Raw genomic sequence first — 11,485 nt, 5'->3', positions numbered from 1 at the left:
AAATACGGACGGGAAACACGTCTGAAAATGAAAAAACGGTTACCTGATTGTTCAGGTAACCGTTTGGATGGGACGGCCGGTATTTCGCAAAGGTCTCAGAATAACAGAGGAAAAAATGGAGAAGCAGACTGTAGGCATGATTCAGATTACCGTGGCGACGGTGTGTTGGGGTTCGCTCGGTTTTTTGGGCACCTTGCTCAACTTCGCCGGTTTTGACGGTGTGCAGGTGGCAACTTTGCGCATTGTGATTGCGGCGGCGGTTTTGCTGCTGTTGCTGCCTTATTTCATGCGCTTTTTGTGTGGATTGGACATCAAGCGATTACCGATACTGACGGCGCAATCGCTGATTGGTATGTTGGGTATGAGCTTGCTGTATTTTGCGGCAGTGGCCAAAGTCGGCTCGTCGCTGGCGGTGGCGTTGCTGTATACCGCGCCGGTGTGGAGTTTGATTTTCGGCCGTATGCTGTTGGGTGAACCGATTACGCGCAAAGCGGCCATGCTCACGGCGGTGGCTGCATTGGGTGTAGGCTTGACCATGGCCGGCGGCATGAATTTTGATGCGCTCGGGATTATGATTGGGCTGGGGTCGGGTATTTGCTACGCGCTTTATGGCGTGTTGGGCAAAAAAGTCATGACGGGCGCGCCTCCGATGATGTTGCTGTTTACATCAGTCAGCATTTCCTGCCTGCTACGCATCAAACTTTGGCGCAATTGGCTGCACTGGATGTTTCGGTATGGCTGACCGCGGCTGCCTTGTCTTTGGTCGGCACGATTATCGCCTTCGGCTTGTTTGTCAAAGGTTTGGAAAAAATGCCTGCTGCCAAAGCCGCTGTGTTTACCGTGTTTGAACCGTTTACTGCGGTGATGTTGGCGGTGTTCCTGCTGGGCGAACAATTGGGCGTGTTGCAATCGGTGGGCGTGTTTTTGATTATCGCGGTGGCCGTGTTGAATGCGGTGGGGAAAAAAGAGAAGATGGAGCAGGCATTGGGATAGGTGAAAACAGCAAACTCACTGTTATATCATAAAAGGCCGTCTGAAATTTCAGACGGCCTTTATCTTTTCACTCAATCTAAATTAGAGCTTATTTCGCCATATTTTGAAACACTTCACGCGAGATGACGATGGTCTCGTCAATCAGTTCCGGTGTGTGTGCGGCGGATACGAAACCGGCTTCGTAGGCGGATGGGCCGAAAGCCACGTTGCGTTCCAGCATGCCGTGGAAGAAATGTTTGAAGGCGTCGATGTTGCTGCGCGCCATGTCGCCGTAGTTTTGCGGAGTGTGATCGGCAAAATACAGGCCGAACATGCCGCCTACGCTGTCGGCGGTGAACTGCACGCCGTTTTCCTGCGCGGCGGCGGTGAAACCTTGCACCAGTTGTCCGGTGCGGGCAGTCAGGTTTTCATAGAAGCCGTCGCGTTGGATGATTTCCAGCGTTTTCAGACCGGCGGCCACGGCCAGCGGGTTGCCGGAAAGGGTACCGGCCTGATACACGCCGCCGAGCGGGGAAATGCATTCCATGATTTCGCGTTTGCCGCCGAACGCCGCCAACGGCATACCGCCGCCGATCACTTTACCCATGGTGGTCAAATCGGGCTTGATGCCGTGCAGCGATTGCGCGCCGCCCAAGGCCACACGAAAACCGGTCATCACTTCGTCGTAAACCAACACCGCGCCGTGTTGCTCGGTGAGCGTGCGCAGGGTATTGACGAAGCTTTCAGACGGCCGCACCAAATTCATGTTGCCGACAAAAGGCTCCAAAATCACGCAGGCGATGTCGTTGCCGGATTGGGCGAAGGCCTCTTCGAGTTGGGCGACGTTGTTGTATTCCAGCACCAAAGTGTGTTTGGTGAAATCGGCCGGCACACCTGCGGAACTCGGATTGCCGAAAGTGAGCAGACCGCTGCCGGCTTTGACCAGCAGGCTGTCGGAATGACCGTGGTAGCAGCCTTCGAATTTGATGATTTTGTCGCGGCCGGTGTAGCCGCGTGCCAAGCGGATGGCGGTCATGGTGGCTTCGGTGCCGGAGCTGACCAAACGCACTTGCTCGACGCTCGGCACCAGCTTGGCGATTTCTTCGGCGATGATGATTTCGCCTTCGGTCGGCGCACCGAACGACAAACCGCCCGCAGCCGCTTCACGCACGGCTTCCAGCACTTCCGGGTGGGCGTGGCCGACAATCGCAGGCCCCCACGAGCCGACGTAATCGATGTAGCGTGTGTCGTTTTCATCCCAAACATACGCGCCTTGGGCTTTTTTGATGAAGCACGGCACGCCGCCGACGCTGCCGAATGCGCGTACCGGTGAATTCACACCGCCGGGAATGATGGCTTTGGCGCGGTTGAACAAGATTTCGTTACGGTTCATGCTGTTGTCCTTGTTGAAAGGCCGTCTGAAAGGGGGAGGCCGTCTGAAAAATAAAGCGTTATTTTAACATTGATTTGCGGATAAGCGGTTTCAGACGGCATGGCTGAAGCAGCCAAATGCGTGGCGTTTGCGAATCTGTGCAGATAAATATGAAAATTGTTCTTTAAAAACAATCACTCTATTCATTTTTTATTGGGTTGTGCTATAATCTCGCACCTTAACCAATACTTAGAAAAAAATCATGTTACGCGGATTACTGGCAGCCTGCCTTTTGCTTTGTTCGTCGCTGACTTGGGCGCAGCGCGAGGTGCCTATGGATATGAATGTGGCGGTGTTGAAACAAGTTGAATTGCCGTATGTGAAATTGAGCAGCGGCGGCTTTTCGTGGACAAAACTGCTCACCCTAGGCTTGGTCGACGGCAATGCCGGCCGCTTCCAATTATCCCGATTCGTGCGCATCCGCGATGAAAACGACCGCTTTATCATATTAGGCCGTCTGAACGCGCAAGTCGGCAAACCATTGGCCGTCAAACAAGACGGCGCGGGCGTGATTCGTGAAATTTGGGTGCTGACCGAAGGCGAAGTGCAAAACTTTGCCGAGCGCGTACAGAATCAGGCGCAGTAAGTTTCAGGCCGTCTGAAAACCCATTAAATTTTAATCACGGTGGCTTTTATATCAACAGCCCAACCGTGTTGAATTAAATATATCAAATTGAGAGAACCGCACTTTCAGACGGCCTTTGCAATCTTCAAAGGCCGTCTGAAAGTTTTATAAATCAGCCCCGCGATTACGGGCTACCTGAGAAAGCACAATCCATGAAAAAAGTCTTTATCCGCACGTTCGGTTGTCAAATGAACGAATACGACAGCGAAAAAATGCTGGCCGTTTTGGCGGAAGAACACGGCGGTATCGAGCAGGTGTCGCAAGCCGATCAAGCCGATATTATTTTGTTCAACACTTGCTCCGTACGCGAAAAAGCGCAGGAAAAAGTTTTCTCTGATTTGGGACGCGTTCGTCCGCTCAAAGAAAAAAATCCCGACCTGATTATCGGTGTGGCCGGCTGCGTGGCTTCGCAAGAGGGTGAGGAAATTATCAAGCGCGCGCCTTATGTGGACGTGGTGTTTGGTCCGCAAACGCTGCACCGTCTGCCGAAAATGATTGTGGATAAAGAAACCACCGGTCATTCGCAAGTGGACATTTCCTTCCCGGAAATCGAAAAATTTGACCACCTGCCGCTGGCGCGTGTGGAAGGCGGCAGCGCGTTTATTTCCATCATGGAAGGCTGCTCGAAATATTGCAGCTTCTGCGTGGTGCCTTATACCCGCGGCGAAGAATTTTCACGCCCGTTGAATGACGTGTTGACCGAAATTGCCGGTTTGGCGCAACAAGGTGTGAAAGAAATCAACCTGTTAGGCCAAAATGTGAACGCCTACCGCGGCGAGATGGACGATGGCGAAATCTGCGACTTTGCCACCTTGTTGCGCATCGTGCATGAAATCCCCGGCATCGAGCGCATGCGTTTCACCACCAGCCACCCGCGCGAGTTTTCCGATTCGATTATCGAGTGTTACCGCGATTTGCCGAAGCTGGTGTCGCATTTGCACCTGCCGATTCAAAGCGGCTCCGACCGTGTATTGAGCGCCATGAAACGCGGCTACACCGCCTTAGAATACAAATCTATCATCCGCAAACTCCGCGCCATCCGCCCTGATTTGTGTTTGAGCAGCGACTTTATCGTCGGCTTCCCAGGTGAAACCGAACGCGAATTCGAGCAAACCTTGAAGCTGGTGAAAGATATTGCCTTCGATTTGAGCTATGTGTTCATTTACAGCCCGCGCCCGGGCACACCTGCCGCCAACCTGCCGGATGATACGCCGAACACCGAAAAAGTGCGCCGTTTGGAAGCCTTGAATGAAGTCATCGAAGCGGAAACCAAACGCATCAACCAAAGCATGATCGGCTCGGCACAACGCTGCTTGGTAGAAGGCATTTCCAAGAAAGACCCAGACCAGTTGCAAGCGCGTACCGCCAACAACCGCGTGGTAATTTTCAACGGCACGCCGGAGATGATTAACCAAATGGTTGATTTGGAAATCACCGATGCTTATACCTTCTCGCTGCGTGGGGTGCCGGTAGAGTTGTAGAGCGAAAGGTGGTGGCGGCTTTAACCCCCAAAAAAATTGCCATAGGAATGCTGAGTACCCAGTCGTCACTGATTTCGCTTTAGTTGAAGGTAATACCATTATTATCGGAATAGGGTACGCTTTATTGCATGATTTGGATTAGATGTTAAGCGTGCAATACAATCTAAAGGGTGGGACAAATAGCCAATGTTGTTTGTGCCGAAAAGTGATTTGCTAAGTATTATTAAAAAACGAAATCATTAAATAGTAAACAGCCTGAGAGATGATGTTCTCAGGCTGTTTTTATTTAGCTTGATGAAGCAAAGAAGAAGCGAAAAGTGGCAAAATATTAGTCAAAATTTACAGATTTTTTACCGATTTTAGGTAAAAGAATGCCATCTAAATTTGATTTTTAGATAGCGCTTAGAATAATAAAATTTACTATTCTGCATAGTAACTCAATAGCTCTCTATCACTATCTTCATTTAATGAATACCTCTGATAAATGTCTGATAATAATTCCTTTTTATCTTCTATTTCCTTAATATTTTCTTTTGATAATTTCAGTCTAGATAACCTATTAAATATTGCCAATATCCAAATATTTACTTTAAATGCATTGGTATATAAAGAGTAATTTAATGTTCTTGCTAAAGGTTTTCTGATAATTCTTATCTCTGAGTTGATTATCTTATCAAATCTAGATAATACTAAAATTTGTTCATCTTCAGATAATTTAGAAATCAGATAATTTAGAAAATAGATAGACAAGTTCATCAGAAAACTTTCCTTCAAGTGCAAATCTGAAATGAATATGCTCGTGATTGTTTTTAATAGCTTTGAACCAGTCTATCTCTAAGTCTTCAAGCCAGTAATTCATTATTTGATTATAAGAAATAAGTCTTTGACTTACCATATTTTCTAGCACATATTCTAGAATCCAGAAATATATATGATATAGCTTGCCTAGTCTTCCTCGTAAAATATTTAAAAGCTCTCCAAGACGGTCATTATCCATAGGTTCGCTAAATTCTATAGCTTTTGACAAAAATATAGGTTTAAATTCATTGTTTCTGAAAACAGATTTTTTGATAACCCATAAAAATATTTTGGTTTTATCCAGCGTGGGATGTCTATCAATAATTTGACAAATTTTATATTCATCTATTTTACTCTCAAAAAATAAAGAAATTATTTTATATATACCTATCCATTGAAGCAAATGATGATTGCTTCTAAAAAGCATAATCCATTTATTTAGACATTCGAAATCACCACAAATATATCGTAAAGCATCAGTAATCAATGCTCTTTGTTGGCTATTCTTTTTGTCAAAGGATGATAATTGTTCATCTAGCCAATTGATAATAGCTTCAGGAGCTAAATTCCATAAAAATTTAATTGCATAATAATCACTATAAGAAATTTCATTTATATCATATTGAAAAATGATTTCTGGGTATTCATTAAATATTAATTTATCAAAGCTCATCGCCAAATAGCTATCTAGATCTAACACGATAGTTTTGCATCTAAGTGATAGGGAATTTTTCCTTGTAGGATCCAGATAAGATAATAAATTATCAACTAATGTGGTTGATATATTAAGATTTCCTATTTCGTAAACACATTTCTCAGCAGGAATATGGGCAAGCAAACAGCCAAATGCATCCCATTCTTCTACAAAATTCTCTGATGAGAATAAATCGCCAAAAAAAGCTAATGGAATATCTGAATATTTTTCTTGGTGACTTTCAAAATCTAACTCTATAGAATGTAAATTAGCTTTTAACTCATTTCCAGACAAATGCTCTAATTCTGGTTTTCTCCACCATTTTGCTAATACCCAACCTAATTTAGGAAATTGATAAGGTGATTCAGAATCAAATGATTGTTTTTCTTGTTGATTTTTAGATTGATATTTTGTAGAATCAAAAATAGCAGGTTTATTACTTACATTTTGAGATTGAATTAATTCATCTACATAAGAGAATACAGGATATAGTACATTTAGAGAGATTTCAGTAACTAACAATGGGTTATTTTCATTAGCCCTTTGGATAGAATTAGATAAATGGTACCCCGCTAATGGCTTGCCATTTTTTGCACGAATTAATATCATTCTATCGTGTAGCTTATCAAGCCCAATGACTTTTAATTTTACACATCCTATTGTTTCAGACCAATTCTCACATTGTTTAATTAAATTCTGAATTCTATTATTTTCTTCACCTGCCTCTGATGTAAAAATAAGGGGCTGTACTAGATAACCAGGGAAATCTAATTTCAGGTTGGAATAACCCCTATGAGAAGAAGCCGTTTAAGCCAGTACAAGCAAAACAAACTGATTGAACTGTTTATTGCGGGTGTTACTGCCCGTACTGCAGCTCAATTAGCCGGTGTTAATAAAAACACGGCAACCTATTGCTTTCATCGTTGCGCGTACTGATTTTCCATAACAGCCCGCATCCGGAAATGTTTGATGGCGGAGTAGAAGTTGATGAAAGCTGTTTTGGCGGACAGCGCAAAGGCAAACGCGGTTGCGGTGCAGCCGGCAAAGTCGCTGTATTCGGGCTTCTGAAGCGCAACGGCAAGGTTTGCACCGTTGCCGTGCCCAATACTTTATTGCCGGTAATACGTGAGCAAGTAAAGCCTGACAGTATTGTTTACACTGATTGTTACAAAAGCTATGACGTACTTGATGTGAGTGAGTTTAGCCACTTTCGCATCAATCACAGCACTCACTTTGCTGATCGGCAAAATCACATCAACGGGATTGAGAACTTTTGGAATCAGGCAAAACGCCGCTTACGTAAGTTTAACGGCATTCCCAAAGAGCATTTTGAGCTGTATTTGAAGGAATGTGAATGGCGGTTTAACCACAGTGAAATAAAAGTTCAGATTTCTATTTTAAAACAATTAGTAAAGCAGAATTTATTCTAGTTATCTAGTACAGCCCCAAAAATAATATAATCTCCTGAGTTAAACCCTAGTCGATTTAATAAGTTTATCCCTACATTTTCCATAAAAGGATCAAACCAAGCAATTTGGGCATTAGGATGTTTATTTATTATTTTTTTCAACCATGCAACTAAGTCAAGCCGACTTTCGCCATTAAGTACCAATTTAGGGAAAAAGTGTGCGTCAGTTGATTGTGGTAACACTGTTTTTAGATAGCGGGTAATTTCAATATCAGAATCGAACCATGGATCTTTCTTATCGTTACCAACTGAAAATTCAGAACAATGATTAGTTAACCTTTCTATGGATGTGAAGCTTTTAGCTTTATTTAGAGATGAATTTGGTAAACCTTTTTGTAACCAAGGATCATTTTCGGTATTTGAGATATTTGATATAACATTGCTCTGAACTTGTATTGAACGTACTAGTGGATGCCCTTCTTGGGCTAATATCGTAATATTGGAATCACTTTTTTCAAATAATTCAAATGTGTAAGAGTCAAATATCTCATTGCAAGATTCATTTATGTGAAAGTCTAAATTAAATGGATAGTTAGTTATTTTAAACTCTTGTATTGATGTAAAAAGTAAACTATCGCCATTAAAAAGTTTTAATATAGCAACTAAAGAGTGTTCAGATATTTCTTCAAAAATTTCTAATGTATTTTTTTCTTTAAATCTAAATGGAATTTTGGTTTTTCTTGACTATTAAGACTAGGGGCAAAAAGAAACTCTAAATCTCCAAGTCTCCAAGCATCAATACCACCTATATCTAGATTTTCACCTTTTAACTTTTCATTAATCAATTCTAGAATTTTCTTGCTTCTTGATATACCTAATATGTTCCAAAAATTTGTTTTTTCTAATAAACTAATTGCTGCACTATCATAGCTAGCATCAGAGTTTGGGCTAACTTTAGAGGTATTCCAGACGTAATTATCTCTTGGAGGTAAATGCATGACCGGTCTAATGCAATACGGAGGTGAAAGCTTTAATGAATCAAAAATTTCTTGCTGTTTTTCAGCTATATCCACCAAGATTTTTTCGGAGGCTTCTAAAAATGAGTTTCCTTGAAGCAAGCTGGTAATGAATGTATTTAAATTTTCTGCGGATGTAGTAAGCTGAAAAGAAATAATTCTAGCTTTTAATTCCCCGTTAATAGAAACCATTTTATTATGTTTAGATAAATCTGATATCCACTGATTATTTTGAAAATCATATGGGAGCACTCTACCATATAGCAAGCGGTAATCTACTTGAGATTTTTCTTGTAACTCTAAGCCCCAAGCTTGTAAACAAATTGATTCTTGACCATGAAATAAATTATTCATTCTTCTATCATCAAGAATATGTTTATTAAATTCATATAGCATAAATATTTCTTTCTAATTTCCCAACAAAAAATCCCCAATATGCTGATGCACAATGCCATCAATATTTTCCTGCCAAAAATCATCCATGGTAATCACATATTTCGGGTGGTTATCGGCAATGGCTTGTAGGGGCGAAAACTCTCGTTCAACGGTTTGTGCATTTTCTAATTTATAGGCAACTTGAATATAGAGCTTTTCATTTTGCTTTTGTGCCACAAAATCAATTTCTTTGGTGCCGAGTTTGCCGATATATACCTGATAACCACGGCGTTTGAGCTCGAGATAGACCAGATTTTCCAAAATGCCTGCAATTAAGCTGGTGCGAAAGCCCATTGTGGCATAAAGCAAAGATACGTCGCCCAAATAGAATTTTTCTTGGGTTTTCAAAATCTCTTTGCCTTTCACATCAAAGCGTTCTACTTGGTGCAAGATAAACGCACTTTCTAGTGCTTTGAGATAGTTATATACCGTATTTAAATCGACTTTGCGTTGCTGGCTTTTGAAATAATCGGCCACATTTTTGCCTGAAAATGTATTTCCGATATTGTCAAACGCATATTTCACAATGCGCTCCAATAGTTCAACGTCACGGATTTTATGGCGTTGCACGGTATCGCGCAAAATCACAGACGCATAAATATCTTGAACGATTTTATAGGCAACTTCTTGCGGATAATCCGCCGTATGCACCATGGGGAAACCGCCTTTTTGCAGATACTCATTGAAAAGTGTGGTTGAATTTTCAATGTTTTCTTGTGAATAAGCTGCTTTAAAATCCAGAAACTCTTTGTATGAAAGCGTGAAAATCGGAATTTCTATATAACGCCCTGCAAGATAAGTGGAAAGCTCGGATGACAACAAATGCGAATTAGAGCCGGTGATGTATAAATCCAAATTGAAATCTACCATAAAGGCATTGACCGCTTTTTCCCAGTCGGTAACTTCTTGGATCTCATCAAGCAGTAGATAATATTTCTCCGCTGTTTGGATTTTTTCTTTAACTAAAGCGTAGAGCTTCTCGGCGGTTTTGTATTCACTGAATGCGAAGCTTTCAAAATTGATATGAATGGTGTTTTGCTCATCAACACCTTGGGAAATCAATTCCGCTTGCAATAATTTCATCACCGTTGATTTTCCTGAACGGCGAATGCCTGTAATGACTTTGATTAAAGGGGTATCGATAAAAGGCTTGAGTTGTTGGAGATAGTTTGGGCGGTTAATCATAGTAAAACCTTTTGGGTATATTCTTAAATTAAGGTTGATTTTATTATTTTATTCTGGTTATAACCATAAAAACTTTTTATTTAGCGGTTTTTTTTAGGGTTATGTTTTGGTGGGGAAGATTTTTTGCGGTTTTATTTATTCAAGAATCAGTGCGCTTTAACCTAAATGTCTTTTTGACACCGGTTGGCACAGCTTATATTGCTGATTACAAATAAGCAGGCCGTTTGAAAATTATGTTTTCAGACGGCCTATTTATATTCAAGCCTTTCAAATCACCCACTGATAAAGCACAATCATCAACGGCATACTCACCACACACAGCAGGGTGGTGATGCCGTAAATCGCGCTGGCTTTTTGCGGATTCTTTTGATACAGCACCGCCATTTGCGTGACCGTAGCCGCGGAAGAGCTGATGGTGGCGAGGAAACTGATGAGTACCACGGTTTGGTTGTGATTGTTTTGTTCGGCGAGGCCGAAGAGCTTGATCATCACCAGCAACACCAGCGGCATCAGAATCAGGCGCAGGAAGGTGACGAGGTAGATGCGTTTGGAGGTGATGATTTCCTTCAAAGGCAGCGAGGCAATCAGCATACCGGCAATCATCATGGCAACCGGTCCGATCATGCTGCCGACGTTGGCCAGCGCGTTATCCACCACGCTTGGCAGTTTGATTTGAAAGGCAAACATGAATAAACCGACGGCGATGGACAAAATATTGACGTTGGTAAAGATTTTTTTTACCGACATTTGGCTGCGTCCGGCAAACATCACGCGCAGGTGCGTCCAGAACAATACGGTTTGCACAATCAAATAGCCTGCGGTGTAAATCAGCCATTCTGCGCCGAATACGGCCAGCACCACCGGAATAATCAGATTGCCCGCGTTGGTGTAAATCACGGCGGCTTGTTCCAGAATATCCAGCTTGAAGATTTTAGCCAAAAGCTTGCCCAGCACAATCAGTGAAAAGCTAAACAGCAAAGCGAGCTTTACCGAAAGCCACAAACCATCAAGAATTTCGGGTGTGTAATCGACTTGGAAAGCGTGAATCATCACCGCCGGGCTGATGAGGTAAAGGGTAATCACGGAAAGCGGGTAGCTGTCGGCCGGTTTGAGCAGTTTGAATTTCACCAAGGCAATGCCCATCAGCACAATCAGCGTGAGTTGGGCAATTTTTTCGGCGAGCAGCAGGGAAGTTTCCATGAGAATATTGATAGGATATGAATGGATTAGGATTTTACGCCTTTGTGATGGGGGCGACAAATTGTGTTGCCTTTTTGCATATTCATGAAGGCCGTCTGAAAATAGAAACGGCTGCAATAAATGCTTTTCCAGACGGCCAGAGACCTTATATATTGCGCCCCATGAAAGGGGCATTTTTAACCAACGTAAAGCCCCTTTAACAAAGGGGCTTTATTCATGTGCATCGTATTCTACACCGT

12 protein-coding genes and 1 pseudogene are annotated in these 11,485 nt (G+C 42.8%); 6 read left to right on the top strand and 7 right to left on the bottom strand.

What is annotated here, in order from left to right:
• Positions 1 to 115: 115 nt before the first annotated feature.
• Positions 116 to 742, top strand: a complete 627-nt coding sequence (locus ACFPVS_RS13015) for a DMT family transporter (RefSeq protein WP_198345281.1) — start codon at positions 116 to 118, stop codon at positions 740 to 742.
• A complete protein-coding gene (locus ACFPVS_RS13010) occupies positions 703 to 993 on the top strand; it encodes an EamA family transporter (protein WP_198345280.1) in 291 nt (96 codons plus the stop codon). Before ACFPVS_RS13015 ends, ACFPVS_RS13010 begins: the two co-directional genes overlap by 40 nt.
• Before the next feature lie 88 nt (positions 994 to 1,081).
• Here ACFPVS_RS13010 and hemL read toward each other — a convergent pair whose 3' ends face one another.
• A complete protein-coding gene (gene hemL / locus ACFPVS_RS13005) occupies positions 1,082 to 2,365 on the bottom strand; it encodes a glutamate-1-semialdehyde 2,1-aminomutase (RefSeq protein ID WP_096295750.1) in 1,284 nt (427 codons plus the stop codon).
• Positions 2,366 to 2,606: 241 nt separating this feature from the next.
• Between hemL and ACFPVS_RS13000 the strand changes: the two genes are divergently transcribed.
• Entirely contained in the window at positions 2,607 to 2,990 is a 384-nt protein-coding gene (locus ACFPVS_RS13000) for a hypothetical protein (protein ID WP_096295749.1), read from the top strand.
• A gap of 191 nt (positions 2,991 to 3,181) precedes the next feature.
• Positions 3,182 to 4,510 (top strand): tRNA (N6-isopentenyl adenosine(37)-C2)-methylthiotransferase MiaB, encoded by a 1,329-nt coding sequence (gene miaB, locus ACFPVS_RS12995; protein ID WP_096295748.1) that lies wholly within the window; start codon positions 3,182 to 3,184, stop codon positions 4,508 to 4,510.
• Between the two features lie 420 nt (positions 4,511 to 4,930).
• Here the strand turns inward: miaB and ACFPVS_RS12990 are convergent, their stop codons facing one another.
• Positions 4,931 to 5,266, bottom strand: coding sequence for a hypothetical protein (locus ACFPVS_RS12990; protein ID WP_096295747.1), 336 nt, complete (start codon positions 5,264 to 5,266; stop codon positions 4,931 to 4,933).
• Positions 5,226 to 6,740, bottom strand: a complete 1,515-nt coding sequence (locus tag ACFPVS_RS12985) for a VPA1262 family protein (RefSeq protein ID WP_378595839.1) — start codon at positions 6,738 to 6,740, stop codon at positions 5,226 to 5,228. Before ACFPVS_RS12985 ends, ACFPVS_RS12990 begins: the two co-directional genes overlap by 41 nt.
• Before the next feature lie 54 nt (positions 6,741 to 6,794).
• Between ACFPVS_RS12985 and ACFPVS_RS12980 the strand changes: the two are divergent.
• Positions 6,795 to 7,432 (top strand): annotated as a pseudogene (locus ACFPVS_RS12980) (IS1595 family transposase).
• Here ACFPVS_RS12980 and ACFPVS_RS12975 read toward each other — a convergent pair.
• The 4 genes from ACFPVS_RS12975 to ACFPVS_RS12960 all read right to left on the bottom strand — a co-directional run bounded on the left by ACFPVS_RS12975 (position 7,429) and on the right by ACFPVS_RS12960 (position 11,246).
• The gene (locus tag ACFPVS_RS12975; RefSeq protein ID WP_378595838.1) at positions 7,429 to 8,091 is read right to left on the bottom strand and encodes a VPA1262 family N-terminal domain-containing protein; all 663 of its coding nucleotides are present in this window, start codon (positions 8,089 to 8,091) and stop codon (positions 7,429 to 7,431) included. The pseudogene ACFPVS_RS12980 and the gene ACFPVS_RS12975 sit on opposite strands and share 4 nt — an antisense overlap.
• Before the next feature lie 14 nt (positions 8,092 to 8,105).
• On the bottom strand, positions 8,106 to 8,822 hold the full coding sequence (locus ACFPVS_RS12970) for a VPA1262 family N-terminal domain-containing protein (RefSeq protein ID WP_378595837.1): 717 nt from the start codon (positions 8,820 to 8,822) through the stop codon (positions 8,106 to 8,108).
• A 12-nt stretch (positions 8,823 to 8,834) separates the two neighbouring features.
• Complete coding sequence (locus ACFPVS_RS12965; protein ID WP_096295744.1) at positions 8,835 to 10,046, bottom strand: ATP-binding protein; 1,212 nt, start codon at positions 10,044 to 10,046, stop codon at positions 8,835 to 8,837.
• Positions 10,047 to 10,313: 267 nt separating this feature from the next.
• A complete protein-coding gene (locus ACFPVS_RS12960; RefSeq protein WP_096295743.1) occupies positions 10,314 to 11,246 on the bottom strand; it encodes an AEC family transporter in 933 nt (310 codons plus the stop codon).
• 17 nt (positions 11,247 to 11,263) lie between these two features.
• On the opposite strand from ACFPVS_RS12960, the gene ACFPVS_RS12955 reads away from it, so the two are divergent.
• Complete coding sequence (locus tag ACFPVS_RS12955; protein WP_378595836.1) at positions 11,264 to 11,446, top strand: hypothetical protein; 183 nt, start codon at positions 11,264 to 11,266, stop codon at positions 11,444 to 11,446.
• The last annotated feature ends 39 nt before the right edge of the window (positions 11,447 to 11,485 follow it).

The organism is Neisseria weixii, from assembly GCF_042658245.1.
In the GTDB taxonomy this organism is placed as follows: Bacteria; Pseudomonadota; Gammaproteobacteria; order Burkholderiales; family Neisseriaceae; genus Neisseria; species Neisseria weixii.
Note: the sequence above shows the minus strand (reverse complement) of the source record. Positions and strands in the feature narration are given on the sequence as shown.